A 20,660-nucleotide genomic window follows, 5' to 3' on the forward strand; every position below is an offset into this window, starting at 1 on the left:
TTTAACAGACTGAATATTTTTCGTAGATAGAAATATTTAAAAAAGCCTGTTTTCTATTTCATAGGTTCTGAAAAACTTTAGTTCCGGATATTTTTCTTTTATATATTCCTCAATTACAGGAGTAAAAGTAAATCCTACAATGTATGGTAAAATTTCTTTATGCGTTTTTTCTGAAATTTTTTTACACAAAATCATAAATCTATCAATATCTTTTTTGCCCGGTTGGGCTTTACACTCTCCAATTGCAAGCACCTGTTTTCCATCAAGTTTTGCTTCTGTATAAATATTAGCTTCAATGTATTTTTTAGTCTCAAATTCTATATGTTTTCTTAATACAGTTTTTAATGGCTCTGCATTGAAAACTTTTCTTACAAAAACATTAATGTGAGGATACAACTTATCTTCCAGACCATAACCTACTACCATTGAAATTCCACCAAGCTCTTGTTCAATATGATCAACCCTTTTAATCAGTCTATTTAAACTTTCCTCAGTCTTCTTTTGTGCTTCTGCGAGCTCGTTAAGACGCTCTTCAGTTTTCTTTTGCGCCTCAGCAAGCTCGGCAACAGTTTGCTCAAGGCGAGTTAATCTTTGCTCTGAGGCTTTCTGTGCCTCAGCAAGCTCGGCAACGGTTTGCTCAAGGCGAGTTAATCTTTGCTCTGAGGCTTTCTGTGCCTCAGCAAGCTCGGCAACGGTTTGCTCAAGGCGAGTTAATCTTTGCTCTGAGGCTTTCTGTGCCTCAGCAAGCTCGTTAAGTCTCTCTTCAGTCTTCTTCTGTGCCTCAGCAAGTTCGTTCAGGCGTTCTTCAGTCTTTTTCTGTGCCTCGGCAAGTTCGTTTACTCTTTGGGTTAGTTTTTCAAGATTTTTTTCAATGTTGAATTGAATAGAGGAAATTAACTCAACTTTTTTTGATAACTCTTCAAAATCTGATTTCGTAACTGTCTGTATTAGCTCTTCATGAATTTTTGCTAAAATTTCCGTAAGACTCTTGGCAGCGGCTTCTCCAAGAGTTGAACTGAGCTCTTTATAAATTGAATAAGTATCAATCATGATTAATTATATCAATTCATATTTTGTAAAAGTCAACCAATCTTGGTTTAATTAGAAATGCATAACAATCCAAATTGAGCGATTCTTTAGAAAACCTTTGTTATCCTATCATTGCGAATAGAGTGTAGTAAAATTTTTGAGATTGCTTCGGATGTGGAGACTGTTGCGAGCCGAAGGCGTGGCAATCTCTCGCAATGTTCCGTGTTAATTTGTCAAGTATTTTTTTCCATTCATTGCAATTTCTTCATTGTATGGTATCCCACTTTTTAAAACTCCATATACCTGCCTTATTAGTTTATGGGCTACTGCTATCAATGCCTGCATCTTGCTCTTGCCCCTTTGTATCATCCTCTCATACAATGCTTTGCATGCCTTATTATATCTCATCGCTGACATCGCTGCCATATACAATATCTTCCTTATATATGCACTCCCCTTCTTCTGTATCCTCCCCTTTTTCTTTACACTCTTGCCCGATTCATATACTCTCGGGCTTATCCCTATATAACTGCCTACTGCCTTTACTCTGTCAAAATTTTCAAAACATCCAAGCATTGATACTGCTATGCATGCTGTCCTCTTGCCAACTCCAGGCACACTCTCCGCTAACTTTATCTGTTTCTCATAACTGGCCTACCGCCAATTCTTCCAATTCCTTCTCCATCTTCTGTATTGTTTCCTCTGCATTTTTTATGAGCTCGTTAAAATTTTCTATTACTGTATCTACCATTATCGGTTCATATCTTAATGCTTCTCTTTGATTCTTTAAACAATTAAGATGTTTCTGAATCTTCGCAAGGCAAGTTAATAGTATCTTAATCTTCCGCTGGGGTTCATCCATTGGCTTAAATAATCTTATCTCTTCGCAAATCTCCACACTCTCAGCTATCACTGCAGAGTCTATTTTGTCTGTCTTCGCTCTATTAAACTTTGCATCCGCAAGTTTCTTTGTCTGCAGCGGATTCAAAATTGCTACCTTATACCCTTGCTCATATAAGGCATGGGCTAATTTTAAATGATAAACCCCTGTATGTTCCATAACAACCAGTATATCCTCTTTACAGCAGTCAGGTAGCTACTTTTTCAAAGCCTTATGCAACTGCTCTGCATGATTCTTTAGATTGAAAGAAGCTCTTTTACCTTTACCTCTTTCACTAATTGTTACTGCTATGGTATCCTTTGCCACATCTACTCCAACTATGAACTTCTCTTTTGTCATTTCTCTTCCTCCATTTGATTTTTTTGTTTTTCTTCCCTTATCCTATCATCGTGGGAACTCATTCAGGCTGTCTGAGCCTAATGTTCCGTTCAGGCTTAAGGGAAGGGAGAAGGTGGTGGACAACATTGCGAACGGTCTTTAAGACCTATGACAAATCGTCCTTGCCCACCTTCTTTCTTCCTTTTATTTTAACTTATCCCTGTTTAGTGTCCATATATTTATCATACGATGACAAGGAGAGAGAATACCTTGCAATGACGCACGGATTAAGTCACTGCAAGCCTCGCCTTTTATTTTCTCCGTCATCATATGATAAATATATGGACATAGCGAGAGATTTTATTTCTGAGGCTATACTTTCTTTTTATGAGATTGCTTCACCTGCCTGTCGGCAGGCTCGCAATGACCCCTTCCTTCGTCATTGATAGGGTGCGTTAGCACCCGAAGCAATCTCCTTAATCATAAAGGTAGATCATTTCGACTTGCTTCGCAAGGCTCGTGATGACGGAAAGTGAGTGGTCATTGCAATCTTAGACTAAGGTGAGGCGGGAGAATCTCATAAAAAGTCCCGACCGCTTCGCTTGCAATTACTCTTGAGAATCGTACAATTTAGATACAAATTGTTTTCAAAAGTGTCTATCAATCTAAAAAAAGCTTGGTCCTGTCTCTGTGGAATATTTTTTTTGCCACATCAATATCGTTTGCAATATTTTGCTTTAACTCTTCAGGGGATGAAAATTTTTTCTCATCCCTTATTCTTGCTATAAAATGCACTCTTATTTTTTTGCCAAGTAAATTCTCTCTGAAATCAAAAATATGAACCTCATAGCTGTATTCAGTTCCATTAAATGTTGGATTTTTGCCGATATTGGCAACACCATTGAATGTTTTTGACAAATGGGGAAGTGTTACTTTAACCGCATAAACGCCCTCTTTTGGAATTATCTCTTGCACTGGAGAAATATTCGCTGTTGGATATCCCAAAAGGGATGCACCTCTTCCAGCGCCCTTTATTACTTCTCCATCTATGTGATATGCCCTGCCTAAAAACGAATTTGCCTCTTTTATATTTCCCTCAAACAAAGCATTTCTTACTGCTGTGGAGCTAAGAATTTTCCCACTTTTTTGATATGCCTTCACAACTGTGACTCTAAATCCATATTCAGAGCCAAATTTTTTCATCAAATCTGTTGTGCCTTTTCTGCCTCTGCCAAATTTATAATCATAGCCAATTACAACCCATTTTGTATTAAATTTATCAAGAAGAATTTCACGCACAAAGTTTTCAGCTTCAATGTTGGCAAACTCAGGAGTAAACGGAATTATTATAAGTATGTCAACCCCGCATTTTTCAATAAGTTTAACCTTATCCTCAACTGTTGTAATGAGTTTCAATGGATGGTCTTTAAAAAGGACTTTTATGGGATGCGGGTTAAATGTAATTACAACGCTTTTACCATTGATCTGTTTTGCTTTTTTCTTTACAAATTCAAATAATTTTTGATGTCCGAGATGGACACCATCAAAATTTCCGATAGTTATGACTGTATTTTCATCTTTAAGCTTTTCAATGCCATTAATTACCTGCATATCTCCTCTCCATTGCAATTAGTTTTTGGTATAATGCTTCAACCTGAGTTGCTGTCTCTTCAATACTCCCTGAATTATCTATTATATAATCTGATTTTGATTTTTTCATCTCGATCGGAAACTGGGCACTAAGCCTCTTTCTTGCTTCCTCCTCTGAAAAACCTTTTTTCTTAAGCCTTTTTATGGCAATATCTTCTGGGGTAAAAACTGTAATGATAATATCAAATCTGTTTTGATAACCCCTTTCAAATATTACTGGCGCCTCAATTACAACAATTGTTGGTTCTCCCCTTGTTGGAATTTTTTGGATTATTTCTTCAACCTTCTCAAATACCTTTGGATGCAGAATATTCTCAAGATAAACTCTCATAAGCGGATTTTCAAATACTATTTCAGCAATATATTTCTTGTTTATTTTGTCATCAACTAATACCTCATCGCCAAATAGTTGTTTTATTTCATCTATTACCTCTGGTTCTTTTAGTAATTGCTCAACAATCTGGTCAGTATCAATCACATAAGCGCCCATTTTTTTGAATAATTCAGCAACTGTGCTTTTGCCCATCCCAAAATTTCCTGTAAGTCCAACCTTTAACATCTTTTACTCCCTTTTTAATTTAATATAGATTGAGCGATTTTTTATATAAAATCTGAAAAAAGGCGATAGAAATTTAAAAATTGATATAAACGTTTGATTAAATATTTTTGCTGTTATTGCGATGCATCCTCCCGTCTCGTCATTGCGAGGCATCCGTCAGGATGCCGAAGCAATCTCTTAAATCTCCACGTTATCTCTCGCAACAGGGGGGCTCGTAGTGACGAATTGATGGATTTCTACGCTGTCGCTCTGTAGCACTGTCGCTCTCTGGCACTATGACGACGAGATTGCTTCGGGACTTCGTCCCTCGCAATGACGCGCAGTGTGTTAATGTAAGCCTACCATTGGACAGGTATGGTAATCTCAAAAAACAAGATTGCTTCCTCCTCTCATATAATGTAGCGAGCCGATGGCATGGCAACCATTAGCAATGACAACTGAAAATCGCTCAATTTAAACAATTCTAAAACCCCCACCAACGAACCATTAATCACGACGCACCATTTCCTTGAGCTCTTTAAGCTTTTTCAAAGCCTTCTGAGGCGTGAGAGTCTCAATGTCAAGCTTTGCGAGCTCTGCTTTAATAGGGTCGTCCTGCATAAAAAGGTCAAGCTGTCTTGCCTTAAAGGGAATGATCTGAAACTCTTTTTTCTCAAGCCGTTTAAGAATTTCCTTTGCTCTGCTCAAAATTTCAGAAGGAAGTCCAGCAAGGCGGGCAACCTGAATTCCATAGCTTTTATCTGCTCCACCTTTTTCAATTTTTCTCAAAAATATAATTTCATCTCCCCATTCTTTCACAACAACTGTATAATTTTTAACGCAATCTATACTGAAAGCGAGGTCAGTAAGTTCATGATAATGCGTGGCAAAAAGTGTTCTTGCCTTTATTTTATCAGCGATATATTCAACAACAGCCCATGCTATGCTAATGCCATCAAATGTGCTTGTGCCACGACCGACTTCATCAAGTACTATAAAGCTTTTTGATGTTGCATTGTTAAGAATATTTGCTGTCTCTATCATCTCAACCATGAATGTGCTTTGGCCTTTGGAGAGATAGTCTGAAGCTCCGATTCTTGTAAAAATTCTATCAACAATTCCAATTTTGGCATAGGATGCTGGAACAAATGAGCCAATCTGAGCCATAAGGACTATCAATGCATTCTGCCTCATATACGTTGATTTTCCAGCCATGTTTGGTCCTGTGAGTATGATAATTTTTTGCTCATCCGTGCCAATCAGCATGTCATTGGGAATAAATTTTTTTTCAGAAAGCAAACCAAGCTGTATTAATCTTTCAATCACTGGATGCCTTCCTTCCTTTATTTCAATAATCTCTTCTTCAGTGATTTCAGGTCTAATATAGTTGTATTTTGAGGCAACCTTTGACAGAGAAAGAAGATAATCTATATAGCCGACTGTTTCAGCATTCTTCATTATTAAACTTACCTTTGGCTGAATCTCTCTGATTAGGGCATCAAAAAGCTCTTGTTCAAGGGCTTTGAGTTTCTCATCAGCGTGTAAAATTTTCATCTCAAGCTCTTTCAGCTCTTCTGTAACAAATCTTTCTGCATTTGCAAGCGTCTGCTTTCTTATGTAATTTGAAGGAACAAGATGAAGATTTGGCTTTGTTACTTCTATATAGTATCCAAAAACTCTATTGTAGCCAATTTTTAAAGAGGAAATCCCTGTTTTTCTTCGCTCTTCAGCCTCCATCTGAAGAATGTATTTTTTACTCTCCCTACTAAGATTTCTCAACTCATCAATCTTTTCATTATATCCATCCCTGAAAATTCCTCCTTCATTGGTTGAAGCAGGAGGATTGTCTATAATTGATTTATCAATCATTGATGCAATTTCATCAAGTTCATACAACTGCTCAGATAATTGATTTAAGACCTCAGCCTTATCTTTGAGAGCCTCTTTTAACTCTGGAAATCTACGAAGGGCTGTACCTAATGATTTTAATTCTCTTGGATTAACGTTTCCAGAATTTATTTTCAGAGCTATCCGTTCAATGTCAGGAAAATCTTTTAATAGCTTTCCAACCGTTTCCCTTAATACATAATCTTTATAAAAAGCTTCAACTCCATCAAGCCTTTTTTCTATCTCAGAAATCTTAAGCAAAGGACATGCAAGAGCGTTTCTTAAATAACGAGTTCCCATTGGAGTAAAAGTCTCATCCAAAACCCATAAAAGAGAACCCTCTTTGCTTCCGTCAAGGGAGGTAAAAATCTCAAGATTCCTCTTTGTTGAACTGTCAAGAAGCATAAATTCAGAAAGATTTAAAACCTTAAGTTCTTTGAAATTTCTCTGTTGTTTGTTCTCTTCAAGATATTTTAAAAGAGCTCCTGCCGCTGAGATGGCATTTTGAAGTTCTTCAGCACCAAAACCCTTAAGAGAAGTAACTTTAAAATGCTCTAAAAGGCTTTTATAGGAAACAAGATAATCAAACTTCCAATCCTCCAAGTAGGTCTTATGATAAGCATCTGCCTCAAACTTCAATGTATCCTCAAGGCTTGCTGGAAGTATGATTTCTCTTGGTTCAAATCTATAGATTTCATCCAAAATATTTTTCTCGGTTTCGTATAAGAAAAATTCTCCTGTTGTTATATCAGCAAGGGCAATTCCAGTTTTTCCTCTTGATGTATAAGCAGACATTATGAAAATATTTTCTTTGAACCCCTCAGGCAAATATGTTCCCGGAGTATAAACCTTTACAACCTGTCTTTCAACTATACCCTTTGAAGACTTAGGCTCTCCAATTTGCTCACAAATTGCAACCTTGTATCCTTCTTTGATAAGCTTTTCAATGTAAGAGTCTGCTGAAAAATGAGGGATACCGCACATGGGGATTGGATTATCACTTGATTTATCCCTTGATGTAAGAACTATTGACAGAATGCGGGAGGCGATTATTGCATCCTCGCCAAACATTTCATAGAAATCACCGAGTCTGAAAAAGACAATTGCATCCCTGTATTGCTGTTTGATGCTGAAATACTGACGCATCAGTGGAGTGAGTTCTTCCTGTGGCACTTCAATAGAGTTCATTTTTTTATTATATCATTTAAGGGCTTTACTGATGATAAACTTTATTTTCATCCCCAAAGTGGCAATAGAAATTTTAAAATTGCTATAACCATTGGAGTAAATAAATATTTTGCTGTCATTACGAGCATCCTTCCACCTCGTCATTGCGAGGCATCCTTTAGGAGGCAGAAGCAATCTCGTTCCTTATTGAAAGAAAAAAGCGAGATTGCTTCGTCGCTGACGCTCCTCGCAATGACGATGAGGGTGTCATTGCGAGCCTCACCGAAGGTTAGGCGTGGCAATCTCTTTGTTGTATGTGAAGAAAAAGAAGAGATTGCTTAGGGGCAAAAGTCCTTCCCAATCACAAAGAATAGGATTCGTCATTATAGGAAATAATCTATAATGAACACAATTCAAAATCTAAAATCCACCATTCACAATTCACTATTCACCATGCACATATCACCAACCACCAATCAGAGACTGCTTCGCCCCAGATTGCCACGCTATCGCTCGCAACAGAGAGGCTCGCAGTGACAATGTGGGTAATTGCCACGCTGTTGCTCGCAACAGGGTACTCGCAGTGAAACACTACACCGTTAGTGCGAGGCATCCTTTAGGAGGCAGAAGCAATCTCTGAAATCTCCACGTTTTTGCTCGCAAAGGGGAGTTGCAATGACGAGCCTCTATCTATTTTTCGGATACATTAAAAGAAAGTAAATCCAAAAATTGGCATTTAATTTGCTTATTTTTAAAATAAAACCTTAACTTCGCCGATTTTTTATAGAAAGAGGGGGTAAACATGAAAAAACTTTGTTTTACTATTCCATCATGGAACAGAGCAAAAAAGCTTGAAAGATGTGTAAAAGAAATGGCAAGACAAATAATTGAATTGGGCAAGCAAGATGAAATTGGAATATTTGTATCCGATAACTGTTCAAATGATGAAACACCAAGAGTGCTTGCAAGATTAAAAAAAGAGTATCCTTTTCTTGATTACTGCAGACTGGAAAAACATGTTGATTCAGCAGACAGTGCAAAAAATGCATATGTTAAAGCCTCTGGTGAATACTTATGGATTTTTGGAGATGACGATATTTTGCTCAAAGATGGATTGGCAATGGTATGGAATGTTTTAAATAAACATGAACCAACATTGATTCATGCAGGTAATGGATGGTTAAAGCCTCACAGCTATAAAATTTATGAAGATACAGTGCTTGAATTTGCTAATAAAATGGGATTTAACCAGTTTATAGGATGGACAACTTCAATGATAATAAAAAAAGAGATACTGTTAAAGATGTTCCAGCTTCCCCAATGGGATAAATATAAAGAAGCAGCTTATGGTCATGTCTTAGGAATTCTTCATGTTGCGACATATGAACCTGCTGTAGTAATTGACTTTCCTATCTGTCAGCCAATGGAACAGCAAACTCAGGAGGATGTTAAAAGATGGCAAATCGAAAAAATGGGGTGGAGATACTTTCTAACTGTTGAGGGATTGCAGATTTTGTTCAAAATTGGTATTCTCAAGGAGAAACTAAAGCCTATGTTTTTCAAATATCTTACATATTACCTTTGGGATAGATTTATTGTTCAAATGATAGCTAGTGAATTAGGAGTTCTTGCTGAAGGTAAACTCCCTGATAAAGGATGGGATTTAATACTATCTATGGCAGATATGATTGATGATGAAGGACTTGCAAAGCAAATAAAAACAACAACCAATGCTGCAAGGCAACTTTGTAAATCAAGGAATATTTTAGTGAATCAGATTAAAGAGATTGACGATGTTCTAAATGTAATTTTACAAGAGACAAATAAGCAAATTTTTAATCCTGGATGGGCAGGAGGACAAAAATGAAAGCAGTAATCTTAGCTGGAGGGCTTGGAACAAGAATTTCTGAAGAGACATACTTGAAACCAAAGCCAATGATAGAGATTGGAGGCAAGCCTATTTTATGGCATATTATGAAAATTTACTCTGCCTATGGTATTAATGATTTTATAATCTGCTGTGGATACAAAGGCTATATAATAAAAGAATACTTTGCCAATTACTTTCTTTACATGGCTGATGTTACTTTTGACATGAAAGACAACAAAATGACAGTGCATAACTGTGAGGCAGAACCATGGAAGGTTACAGTTGTTGATACAGGTGAGTTTACTCAAACAGGAGGAAGGCTTAAGAGGGTTAGAAAATACCTTGAAGGAGAGGAGCTTTTTTGTTTTACCTATGGTGATGGTGTTTCTGATGTAAACATCAAAGATGAGATTGAGTTTCATAAGAAACATGGTAAACTTGCAACTATTCTTGCTGTACAGCCTCCCGGAAGATTTGGAGCATTAAAGATGAACGGCAAACATGTAAAAAGTTTTATAGAAAAACCAGTTGGAGATGGCGGATGGATAAATGGTGGATTTTTTGTTCTTTCACCAAAGGTAATTGATTTAATTGAAGGAGACCACATGAGCTGGGAAAGCAAACCTCTTACTACTCTGGCTTCAATGAATGAGTTAGTTGCATATCAACACTATGGATTCTGGCATCCAATGGATACTTTAAGAGACAAAAACTATCTTGAAGACCTCTGGAAAAGCGGAAAAGCACCTTGGAAGGTTTGGTAGATGAAGGAGCTTTTTGGAGGAATATATAAAGAAAAGAAAGTTTTAGTAACTGGACACACTGGATTTAAAGGTTCATGGCTAAGTTTATGGCTTCTTGAAATTGGAGCAAAAGTAATAGGTTATTCACTTAACTTTCCAACAAAACCATGTCATTTTGAGTTACTTAATCTGTCGTCAACCTATAAAAACAGTTTCATCCATATAATCGGTGATATCAGAGATTTTGAAAAATTGAAAGAAATTATCCAAGCTTATAAACCCGAGATAGTTTTTCATCTTGCAGCACAATCTCTTGTAAGAAAGTCTTATAAAAATCCTCTGGAAACCTTTGAAACAAATATTTTAGGAACTGTTAATATTCTTGAAGCTTGCAGAGAATCTGAAGGTGTAAAAGTGATAATAAATGTAACAAGTGACAAGTGTTATGAAAACAAAGAATGGGTATGGGGATACAGGGAAACTGACAGATTGGGAGGCAATGACCCATACAGCGCATCAAAAGCATGTTCAGAAATTGTGACTCAATCCTATAGAAAATCTTTCTTTTCAAACTCTGCCAAACTTCTTGCCAGCGTAAGGGCAGGAAATGTAATTGGTGGAGGTGACTGGGGAGAAGACAGAATTATACCTGATTTAGTTAAAGCCGTAAGTTTAAGTAAAAAAGCATTAATAAGAAATCCAAATTCTATAAGACCATGGCAGCATGTTTTAGAACCGCTTTCAGGTTATCTACTTTTAGGACAAAAACTTCTTGAGGGAGAGGAAAAATTTGCTGATGCATGGAATTTTGGTCCTGACAGAAATTGGAATTTAAGTGTAGCTGAGCTTTCCAAGATAGCAAAGGACTATTGGGATGAAATAGATTATGAGTTTGTAGAAGATGATTCAGCACCTCAGGAGTCTAAAATTTTAAAACTTGATTGTTCAAAAGCAAATTCTCTGTTAGGATGGAAACCTGTTTGGAATATTAATAAGGCGATAGAAATGACGATAAATTGGTATAAAGATTGCTACAAAAACAAACAGATAAAAACCTTACAAGACATAAACAGTTACATTATTGATGCCAAGGGGAAGGGTTATGAATGGACAGGATAATGTAGAGAAAAGACTAAGAAAAAAGGTTTTTAAAGCAGTTAGAGATTATTACGAGTTTAAATTTAAGAAGAAAAGAACTTTTTATATAGGAGATAGAATTCCTTATGCAGGCAGAGTTTTTGATGAAAAGGAGTTGATAAATCTTATTGATAGTGCTCTTGATTTCTGGCTTACAGCAGGAAGATATACAACTATGTTTGAAAAAGACCTTTCAGAATTTATTGGGGTTAAATACTGCTCTTTTGTAAACTCTGGTTCTTCTGCAAATCTTTTAGCCTTTATGTGTCTGACATCTCCAAAATTGGGAGATAGAAGAATAAAAAGGGGAGATGAGGTAATAACTGTCGCAGCGGGTTTTCCAACAACGGTCTCACCAATACTTCAGTATGGTGCTATTCCAGTTTTTGTTGATATAGAGATTCCTTACTACAACATAGATTGTTCAATTCTTGAAAAAGCACTATCAGAAAAGACAAAAGCTGTTATGATAGCCCATACTCTTGGCAATCCCTTTGATGTAGCAAAAATAAAGCAATTTTGCGAGAAAAATAACCTCTGGCTTATAGAAGACAACTGTGATGCTTTAGGCTCAAGATACTTTTATAATGGAGAATGGAGATATACAGGAACATTTGGAGACATTGCAACTCTTAGCTTTTATCCAGCCCATCATATAACAACTGGTGAGGGTGGTGCTTTATTAACAAATAGTGAAGAAGTTTACAAGATTATAAATTCTCTCAGAGATTGGGGCAGGGATTGTTGGTGTGAACCTGGCAAGGATAACACTTGCGGAAAAAGATTTCAGTGGCAACTCGGTGAGCTTCCCTATGGTTATGACCACAAATATATTTATTCACACTTTGGTTATAATCTTAAAGGAACAGAAATGCAAGCTGCAATTGGTTGTGCTCAACTTGAAAAATTACCATATTTTATTAAAGAAAGAGAGATAAACTGGAAGTATTTAAGAAGTGAACTGGGTGACTTGGATGATTTTTTTATTTTACCCGAACCCACTCCTAATTCTAAGCCAAGCTGGTTTGGTTTTTTACTGACAGTGAGAGAGAATGCAGGATTTAGCAGAGATGAAATAGTGAAATATCTTGAAAATTACAAGATTCAAACAAGGATGTTATTTGCAGGCAATATTATTAAGCATCCATGCTTTGATGAGATGAGAAAAAGAGGAGATGGTTTCAGAGTGGTTGGAGATTTAAAAAATACAGACTTTGTCATGAAAAACTCTTTCTGGATTGGTTGTTATCCCGGACTGGTTGAAGGAATGCTTAGTTTTATGGTTAAAACAATAAGAGATTTTGTTTTAAAGAGAGGAGGATAGCCATGTATAAGGACATGGTCAATTGTTTTAGAAATCTTTTCGTCTTAGAAATGGCAAACAATCACATGGGCGATGTTGAGCACGGATTGAGAATAATAAAGGAGTTTTACGAAATCTGCAAAGATTATGATTTCCAGTTTGCCTTTAAGTTTCAGTTCAGGCACTTAGATACATTTATTCATCCAGACTATAAAACTCGTTTTGATTTTAAATACATAAAAAGATTCAGCGAAACAAGATTAAGTCCTGAAGATTTTAGGAGATTAAAACAGGAGGTTGACAATTTAGGATTTATCTCAATCTGCACACCTTTTGATGAAAAATCTGTTGATTTAATAGAGGAGTTAAACTTTGATGTTATAAAAGTAGCAAGTTGTTCATTTACTGATTGGCCCTTGCTTGAAAGAATCGTAAGAACAGACAAGCCAATAATTGCATCAACTGCAGGGGTTTGTCTTGAAGATATTGATAAAGTTGTAAGCTTTTTTGAACACAGAGACAAAAAATTTGCCCTTATGCACTGTGTTGCTGAATATCCTACAAAAAAAGAAAATCTTCATTTGAACCAGATTGACCTTCTCAAGAATAGATATCCGAATATAGTAGTTGGATACTCAACACATGAGAATCCTGAAAACTATGACTCCATTAAAATAGCAATTGCAAAAGGTGCTACAATATTTGAAAAACATGTTGGAATAGAGACTGATAAGTATAAATTAAACAAATACTCTGCTACGCCCGAGCAAGTAAAAAAATGGCTGGATTCAGCAAAAGTCACATTTGAAATGTGCGGGGTTTCAGAAACAAGATATCCTTTCACTGAGGATGAATTAAAAAGCCTTCATGGACTTAGAAGAGGAGTTTTTGCATTAAGAGACATTAAGGCTGGCGAAAAAATAACTCAAAAAGATATATTTCTCGCTATCCCGCTTCTTGAAAATCACCTCACAGCCAACGACCTTTCTAAATACTCAGATATAACTGCATTAAGTGACATTAAAAAGAATGCTCCTATTTTATTTGACAATATAAAAATAGTTAATAATAGAGACAGAGTATATGAAATTGTTCAGAAAGTTAAAGCCTTAATCAAGGAAAGTAAAGTTGTTGTTCCTGGCAGGGCTGACCTTGAAATATCACATCATTATGGAATAGAGAAGTTTGAGGATTATGGAATGACAATGATCACAGTGGTAAACAGAGATTATTGCAAAAAGCTGTTAATTTTGCTTCCCGGACAGAAAAATCCAGAACATTATCATAAAATGAAAGACGAAACCTTTCATGTTCTGTATGGGAACATTGAAATAACCCTTGATGGTGAGCCAAAGGAATTCACAGTTGGAGATGTTATTGTCGTTGAAAAGGGTGTAAAACATTCTTTAATAACTAAGACAGGAGCTATAGTTGAAGAGATTTCATCAACCCATTATAAAGAGGACTCCTTTTACACAGACCCAGCAATAATGCAAAACAAAAACAGAAAAACTTTAATTACTTATTGGATGGACTAATGAAAACAATCGTCTGGGATATTGACGATGTTTTAAACAATCTGATGGAGCAATGGTTTTATGAAAAATGGCTAAGAGAACATTCTGATTTTAAACTTTCATACTCTGATTTGACAGAAAATCCTCCTCACAAAATACTTGGAATAACTATTGAAGAGTATCAAGAATCTCTGGATGAATTTAGATTAACTTCGTATATGAATTTGAAACCTAATTCTGAAGTCATTGATTGGTTCAATAATTATGGAAGTTCATTCAGACATATTGTATTAACCTCAACACCTCTTCATACTTCTCCAATTGTAGCAAATTGGGTTTATACATATTTTTGCAGATGGATTAGAACAATTCATGTTATACCTTCATATAGGTCTTACGATAACTCTCCAGTATACGAAAGCAACAAAGGTGAGTTTTTTGATTGGTTTTTGCCAGTTGACTTAGTCATTGATGATAGTATCACCAATGTAAATTTCGTGACTAAAAAAGGTGTAAAAGCAATTCTCTGGCCTCAACCATGGAATAAGATTAAAAGGAGTGTCTCAGAAACTTTGTTATTGATAAACAAAATTCTTATGGAGCATCAAGATGAAAGTATCAGACTTTGTAATTGATTATATTGCAGAAGAACTTGGATTAACCCATATTTTCATGCTTCCGGGTGGTGGATGTATGCATCTTGTTGATTCTGTTGGCAGAAATAAAAAAATAAAACCTGTATGCTGTCTTCATGAACAGGCTGCAGCTATTGCTGCTGATGGCTATGCGCAGTATAAAAATAATATCGGCGTAGCCCTTGTAACAACAGGGCCCGGTGGAACAAATGCTATAACAGGAGTTGCTGCTTCTTGGATAGACTCTGTTCCTGTGTTAATAATCTCAGGTCAGGTCAAAAGAAGTGATTTAATGAAAAACAGAGGAGTCAGACAGATAGGGGTGCAAGAAGTTGATATTGTCTCAATAGTTAAACCAATTACAAAATATGCAGTCACAGTGATGGAACCAGAAGAGATAAAATATTATCTTGATAAAGCTATACATATTGCGAAAAATGGAAGACCAGGACCTGTGTGGATTGACATCCCCCTTGATGTTCAAGGAGCAAAAATAGAAGGAAAATTGAAAGGATTTAATCCAGAAGAAGAATTCTCGTCCAAAATGAAAGAAGGTAATAATGTTATAACACCTTCCCGTCATTGCGAGGCATCCGTAGGATACCGAAGCAATCTCTTTTTTGAGATTGCCACAGGCACTTCGTGCCCGCGCAAAGACAATTATAAAAAAGTCGATGAAAAAGTAAAGCAGACTATTGAACTTTTAAACAACTCAAAAAGACCTGTAATCCTTGCAGGATGCGGTATAAGAATTGCTAATGCATTAGAACAATTCCACCAACTTATTGACATTTTAGGCATTCCAGTCTTAACTACATGGAGATTTGCAGATGGTATGGAGGATGCTCATCCATTGTTTTTTGGAAGACCAGGTTCCATTGCTTCAAGATATGCCAATTTTATTCAACAAAATTCGGACTTTATACTCGTTATCGGTGCAAGACTTGACCTTTCCCAAGTTGGTTATAATTATAAAAACTTTGCGAAACATGCCAAAAAAGTAATCGTTGATATTGATGAAAATGAGATAAAAAAAATAGATACTGTTATTGATGTTCCAATTGTCGCAGATGCCAGAGAATTTTTAAATTGCATGCTTGCAATGAAAGAAATGCTCAAACAACCCTATCGCTCGCAATGGATAAGACAGTGTGAGGAATGGAAAAGAAAATACCCGATAATACTTAAGGAATATTACAAATCTCAAAAGTTTGTTAATACATATGTTTTCATAGATATTCTTTCAGATTTACTTACATCAAATGATAACATAGTTCCTGACAGCTCAGGCAGTGCATCAGAGATTACCTATCAGGCTTTTAGAATAAAGAAAGGACAAAGACTTATTAATTCTCCTGGTCTTGGCTCTATGGGTTTTGGCATTCCACAAAGCATTGGCGTCTGTCTTGCAAGTGGCAGAAGAACAATATGCATAACAGGAGACGGAGCAATGCAGCACAACATACAAGAACTTGAGACAATAAAAAGACTTAATCTACCCATCAAAATCTTTGTTCTTAACAACAACGGATACTCAGCAATCAGAAACACCCATAGAAGATTTTTTGAAGGAAGACTTGTTTGTTGTGATCCCTCAAGTGGATTAACATTACCAGATACTTTAAAAATAGGCAAGGCTTACGGATTTAAAACTTACAGAATAAAAAAGCAGGACAGTTTGAAAGAGCAGATAAAAGAGATACTTGAAAGCGAAGGTCCCGTAATATGCGAATTGATGATTGATCCAGACTTACAGATTGCTCCAAGAATAATGTCAAAAACTCTTCCAGATGGCTCAATGGTATCAGGCTCCCTTGAAGACATGTGGCCATTTCTGGAGAGTAAGGAAAAAATATTATGACAATTAGTGAAGCAATAAAAACTTTAGAACAGTTTATAATGAACCCAAGAAAAGGGCTCCCTGAAGAAATTTTTCTATTTATTAGCAGGCTCACACCATTAGTAAATGTAGACCTTCTTATTAAGGATGAAAAAGGACGGATACTTCTTTCATGGAGGGATGATGAATACGCAGGAACAGGATGGCATTTACCCGGTGGCATTGTTCGTTTTAAAGAGAAGATGGCAGAGAGGGTTTTAAAAGTAGCAGAAACGGAAATAGGCACTCCAGTAGAATTTAAGCCAGAGCCTATTGCAATTAATGAAATCTTTTGTAGTCAAGATATCAGAGGACATTTTATATCATTTCTGTATCAGTGTTATCTTCCAAGTAGTTTTGTGCCTAAAAATGAGGGATTAAAAGAAACAGACAGAGGTTATCTTATGTGGCATAATAAATGCCCCGAAAATCTAATAAAAATTCATGAAATATACAGAAAATACATAGATGGAGATTGCTATGCCAGTAAATAGATGCAGAGTCTGTGGAAATTTATTTTTTGAAAAGCCTTTAATAGTATTAAAAAATATGCCAAAATCTGCCCAGTATTTACCTGCCAAAGATGACATTGCTGATGATAGAGGAATTGATTTGGAAGTTTATCAATGTTCGGGATGTGGTTTAGTTCAACTCGGAAATGACCCTGTGCCCTATTATAAAGAAGTCATCAGAGCCACTGGTTTTTCTGAAAGTATGAAACAGTTTAGATTTAAACAATTTCAAGATTTCATAGAAAAATATTCATTGAAAGGAAAAAAAATTATTGAAATAGGTTGTGGTAAAGGAGAGTATCTCTCATTGATGGTTCAGTTAGGAGTTGATGCATATGGGCTTGAGGCATCTGAGGAGTCTGTATCTGCTTGTAAGAAACAGGGTTTGAAAGTAATACGAGGTTTTATAGAAAGTGAGAATTATCAGATAGAAAATGCACCGTTTGATGCATTTTTTATGATGAGTTTTTTAGAGCATATTCCTTATCCCAATAAAGTATTGCGAGGTATTTTTAATAATTTAAAAGAGGATGCGGTTGGGATTGTAGAAGTTCCAAACTTTAACATGATTTTGAGGAAAAATCTCTTCTCTGAATTCATATCAGATCATCTAATGTATTTTACAAAAGACACATTAATCATTTCACTAAACCTTAACGGTTTTGAAGTGATTGAATTCAGTGAAATCTGGCATGACTATATTATATCAGCGGTTGTTCAAAGAAAAAAACCAATTGCTTTATCGCATTTTAATAATTATTTATTATCTCTTAAAGAAGAGCTCAACAAATTTTTGGGCAAATACAAGAATAAAAAGGTGGCAGTCTGGGGTGCTGGACATCAAGCACTTGCTGTTTTGTCTTTGACAGAGATATCAAATAAAATAAAATATGTTGTAGATTCAGCAACCTTTAAACAGGGTAAATATACACCTGCAACACATATTCCAATAGTCTCACCTGAAACCATAGAATCAGAACCCATAGATGCAATTATAGTAATGGCTGGAAGTTATTCAGATGAAGTTGTAAATCTTGTAAAGGGAAAGTATGGCGTAAAGATTGATTTAGCTGTATTAAGAGATACAAATCTTGAGGTTATTAAATGAAAAAATTGAGGTGTAGTATGCTGGATGATAATTTAAAGCCGAAAGTAAGGGAAGAAGAAAATGAAAAAAGGAATAAGCTAAAAAAAGAAAAGCCCTATGTATATGAAAAGGTTATGAAATTTGAGGAAAAGATTAAAAGAGGGGAGAGTATAGCCATACTTCAATTTCAGTACGATTATAAATGCAATTTTCACTGCCAGCATTGTGATATAACGAGATTGAGGCGTAAGAAAGGTGAAAGGCATTTTACTCCCGAGGATGTTAAAGAACTTTTTCGTCAGGCTGATGAGATGGGACTTGCGCATATTGTCATTACAGGTGGTGAACCCTTAGTTTTTCCAGACTTTGATGATATAGTAAAAGCAATTGACCCTGAAAAATTTTATATTACATCTGATACAAATGGTTGGTTTCTTGATGAAAAAAGAGCAAAACATTTAAAAAGTATTGGAGTAGATAAAATTCAACTGAGCCTTGATAGCCTCTCTGCAGAAGAACATGATAGTTTTAGAAGAAGAAAAGGCTCTCATGAAAGATGTTTGAAAGCAATTGAAGCGGCTCAGAATGCAGGACTTAATATAATTGTACAAACTGTTGTAACAAAACAAAGAGTAAGGTCTCAGGAGTTTATTGAATTCTTGGAATTTTTAAATGGAATGGGTGTCGGAGTATTTGTTACATATGCAAAACCTGTGGGAGAATGGGAAGGTAAGTTTGATGTCCTTATTACAAGAGAAGATATGGATTATGTAAGGGAACTTGAAAAGAAATATAATGTATTCACACATCTTACACCTGGATATGGATTGGATTTAGGATGTATAGCAGTTAAAAGAATGGTATCGGTGACGAAGTATGGAGATATTATGCCATGCCCCTATATTCATTGTTCTCTTGGAAATTTCTTTAAAGAACCTCTTAGAGACATTATTGAAAGGGGATTGAATATCAGATTTTTTGGCAAATATACAGACACCTGCCTTGTTGCAGAAGATAGAAATTTTATAAACAACTATTTAAAAAAGACCTATGGCAGACCACTACCTGTACCTTATAATGAAGTTTTTACTGAAAAAGATTTTATTGAAAAAAGTGAAAGACAGCTTTGTCGTCCCCTAAGAAGTGAATCTAAAGCAAAAAATAAAAGGCAATGAATGAAAAAACAAATCCTTTACATAAAGATTTAGACTTCATACTTCAACATACTGAAGAGTTGTGGGAAGAAATAAGAGGTAAGCGTATCTTTATTACGGGAGGAACAGGATTTTTTGGAAAATGGATATTGGAGAGTTTTATATGGATAAATAGAATCCTTGATCTTAAATCAGAAGCAGTTGTGCTCACAAGAAATTATGAATCATTTAAAAATGCATTTCCACATCTTGCAATAAATAAATATGTCAGTTTTCAAATTGGAGATATTAAAAATTTTAAATTTTTAGATAGAGAGTTTCCCTATATTATACATCTTGCAAGTGCTTCAGCAGAGGGTTACTTTAAGAAAGAAGACCCTGTTTTAAGATTTGATACGATAGTAAACGGAACAAGACGATTGCTGGACTTCGCAGTTAAATGTAATGCCAAGAAAATTTTATTTGCAAGTTCTGGAAACATATATGGCATTCAGCCTTCTGATATGACTCACATTCCTGAAGATTACAATGGTGCTGTTAATCCAGATGATTCAAACGCCGCTTTAGGAATCGGAAAAAGAGCAGCTGAATTTTTATGTATAACTTATGCCAAAAGTTACGGAATTGAAATTAAAATTGCGCGTTGTTTCTCCTTTGTAGGACCATATCTGCAACTTAATCTTCATTATGCCATCGGAAACTTCATTCGTGACGGTTTGATGGGAGGACCGATTATAGTAAAAGGAGATGGAACTCCGTATAGGTCTTATATGTATGCTGCTGATTTGGCAATATGGCTCTGGACGATTTTATTTAAAGGACAGTCATGCAGACCCTACAATGTAGGCTCTGAAGAAGCTATAACAATTGCTGATTTGGCAAGACTTGTTGCTTCTTGCTTTGACAAGCCCATTGAAGTCAAAATTATGAAAAAGCCTGACCCAAATGTTCCACCTGAAAGATATGTCCCTTCCACTAAAAGAGCCAGAGAAGAGTTAGGGCTAAAACAAAGGATTTCACTCAAAGAGGCTATTATTAGAACAATTGAATGGAATAAAAAATGGAAAATTTTTTGAAATTTAATATAAAAAGTATATTTGCCCTAACTTCATCAAAAAAGTCAGTAAAATCAAAAGGTTAACTCTTTAATATAGCTGATATATTGTGGCTTTATTACGAGCCTTTTGTTGCAAGCGATACTGTGGCAATTACCCACGCCGTCACTGCGAGCCCTCTGTTGCGAGCGATAGCGTGACAATCCGCAACATCGTCACCCCACTTCATCAACTTTTGAATAAAAAAATTTTAAAATCAATGAGTTATAATTTTTAGA

Annotated in this window: 19 protein-coding genes; 11 read left to right on the forward strand and 8 right to left on the reverse strand. The window is 35.8% G+C overall.

Going from position 1 to position 20,660, the window contains the following annotated elements:
• Positions 1 to 36: 36 nt before the first annotated feature.
• From ACYQ3P_RS07455 to ACYQ3P_RS07490, 8 genes are all read right to left on the reverse strand, one after another.
• A complete protein-coding gene (locus tag ACYQ3P_RS07455) occupies positions 37 to 1,050 on the reverse strand; it encodes a hypothetical protein (RefSeq protein ID WP_460177300.1) in 1,014 nt (337 codons plus the stop codon).
• Positions 1,051 to 1,254: 204 nt separating this feature from the next.
• The gene (locus tag ACYQ3P_RS07460) at positions 1,255 to 1,647 is read right to left on the reverse strand and encodes a transposase (RefSeq protein ID WP_460176154.1); all 393 of its coding nucleotides are present in this window, start codon (positions 1,645 to 1,647) and stop codon (positions 1,255 to 1,257) included.
• Between the two features lie 25 nt (positions 1,648 to 1,672).
• A complete protein-coding gene (locus tag ACYQ3P_RS07465; protein WP_460178029.1) occupies positions 1,673 to 2,101 on the reverse strand; it encodes an IS110 family transposase in 429 nt (142 codons plus the stop codon).
• Positions 2,102 to 2,125: 24 nt separating this feature from the next.
• A complete protein-coding gene (locus tag ACYQ3P_RS07470; RefSeq protein ID WP_460177301.1) occupies positions 2,126 to 2,269 on the reverse strand; it encodes a hypothetical protein in 144 nt (47 codons plus the stop codon).
• A gap of 639 nt (positions 2,270 to 2,908) precedes the next feature.
• Positions 2,909 to 3,859: a bifunctional riboflavin kinase/FAD synthetase gene (locus ACYQ3P_RS07475; RefSeq protein ID WP_460177302.1), complete on the reverse strand. Its 951-nt coding sequence runs from the start codon at positions 3,857 to 3,859 to the stop codon at positions 2,909 to 2,911.
• Complete coding sequence (gene coaE / locus ACYQ3P_RS07480; RefSeq protein ID WP_460177303.1) at positions 3,846 to 4,457, reverse strand: dephospho-CoA kinase; 612 nt, start codon at positions 4,455 to 4,457, stop codon at positions 3,846 to 3,848. The genes ACYQ3P_RS07475 and coaE overlap by 14 nt, the downstream gene beginning before the upstream one ends.
• A 486-nt stretch (positions 4,458 to 4,943) precedes the next feature.
• Entirely contained in the window at positions 4,944 to 7,511 is a 2,568-nt protein-coding gene (gene mutS, locus ACYQ3P_RS07485; protein ID WP_460177304.1) for a DNA mismatch repair protein MutS, read from the reverse strand.
• 12 nt (positions 7,512 to 7,523) lie between these two features.
• Positions 7,524 to 7,655, reverse strand: coding sequence for a hypothetical protein (locus ACYQ3P_RS07490; RefSeq protein WP_460177305.1), 132 nt, complete (start codon positions 7,653 to 7,655; stop codon positions 7,524 to 7,526).
• 637 nt (positions 7,656 to 8,292) lie between these two features.
• Between ACYQ3P_RS07490 and ACYQ3P_RS07495 the strand changes: the two genes are divergently transcribed.
• From ACYQ3P_RS07495 to ACYQ3P_RS07545, 11 genes are read left to right on the forward strand one after another with little or no spacing between them, the layout of a single operon-like run.
• Positions 8,293 to 9,357: a glycosyltransferase family 2 protein gene (locus tag ACYQ3P_RS07495; RefSeq protein WP_460177306.1), complete on the forward strand. Its 1,065-nt coding sequence runs from the start codon at positions 8,293 to 8,295 to the stop codon at positions 9,355 to 9,357.
• Complete coding sequence (rfbF, locus tag ACYQ3P_RS07500) at positions 9,354 to 10,124, forward strand: glucose-1-phosphate cytidylyltransferase (RefSeq protein ID WP_460177307.1); 771 nt, start codon at positions 9,354 to 9,356, stop codon at positions 10,122 to 10,124. The genes ACYQ3P_RS07495 and rfbF overlap by 4 nt, the downstream gene beginning before the upstream one ends.
• Positions 10,125 to 11,222, forward strand: coding sequence for a CDP-glucose 4,6-dehydratase (gene rfbG, locus ACYQ3P_RS07505; RefSeq protein ID WP_460177308.1), 1,098 nt, complete (start codon positions 10,125 to 10,127; stop codon positions 11,220 to 11,222). It abuts the gene before it with no gap.
• Entirely contained in the window at positions 11,206 to 12,564 is a 1,359-nt protein-coding gene (gene rfbH / locus ACYQ3P_RS07510) for a lipopolysaccharide biosynthesis protein RfbH (RefSeq protein ID WP_460177309.1), read from the forward strand. Before rfbG ends, rfbH begins: the two co-directional genes overlap by 17 nt.
• A 2-nt stretch (positions 12,565 to 12,566) precedes the next feature.
• Entirely contained in the window at positions 12,567 to 14,081 is a 1,515-nt protein-coding gene (locus tag ACYQ3P_RS07515; RefSeq protein ID WP_460177310.1) for an N-acetylneuraminate synthase family protein, read from the forward strand.
• Positions 14,081 to 14,695, forward strand: coding sequence for a hypothetical protein (locus ACYQ3P_RS07520; RefSeq protein ID WP_460177311.1), 615 nt, complete (start codon positions 14,081 to 14,083; stop codon positions 14,693 to 14,695). The genes ACYQ3P_RS07515 and ACYQ3P_RS07520 overlap by 1 nt, the downstream gene beginning before the upstream one ends.
• Positions 14,670 to 16,556 (forward strand): thiamine pyrophosphate-binding protein, encoded by a 1,887-nt coding sequence (locus ACYQ3P_RS07525; RefSeq protein WP_460177312.1) that lies wholly within the window; start codon positions 14,670 to 14,672, stop codon positions 16,554 to 16,556. The genes ACYQ3P_RS07520 and ACYQ3P_RS07525 overlap by 26 nt, the downstream gene beginning before the upstream one ends.
• Positions 16,553 to 17,068 carry an NUDIX domain-containing protein gene (locus ACYQ3P_RS07530; protein WP_460177313.1) on the forward strand — a complete coding sequence of 172 codons (516 nt, stop codon included), beginning with the start codon at positions 16,553 to 16,555 and terminating at the stop codon, positions 17,066 to 17,068. Before ACYQ3P_RS07525 ends, ACYQ3P_RS07530 begins: the two co-directional genes overlap by 4 nt.
• Complete coding sequence (locus tag ACYQ3P_RS07535; RefSeq protein ID WP_460177314.1) at positions 17,055 to 18,194, forward strand: methyltransferase domain-containing protein; 1,140 nt, start codon at positions 17,055 to 17,057, stop codon at positions 18,192 to 18,194. The genes ACYQ3P_RS07530 and ACYQ3P_RS07535 overlap by 14 nt, the downstream gene beginning before the upstream one ends.
• Positions 18,191 to 19,348: a radical SAM/SPASM domain-containing protein gene (locus tag ACYQ3P_RS07540; protein ID WP_460177315.1), complete on the forward strand. Its 1,158-nt coding sequence runs from the start codon at positions 18,191 to 18,193 to the stop codon at positions 19,346 to 19,348. Before ACYQ3P_RS07535 ends, ACYQ3P_RS07540 begins: the two co-directional genes overlap by 4 nt.
• Entirely contained in the window at positions 19,345 to 20,403 is a 1,059-nt protein-coding gene (locus ACYQ3P_RS07545) for an NAD-dependent epimerase/dehydratase family protein (protein WP_460177316.1), read from the forward strand. The genes ACYQ3P_RS07540 and ACYQ3P_RS07545 overlap by 4 nt, the downstream gene beginning before the upstream one ends.
• The last annotated feature ends 257 nt before the right edge of the window (positions 20,404 to 20,660 follow it).

The sequence above is a fragment of the Thermodesulfovibrio hydrogeniphilus genome, assembly GCF_054657355.1.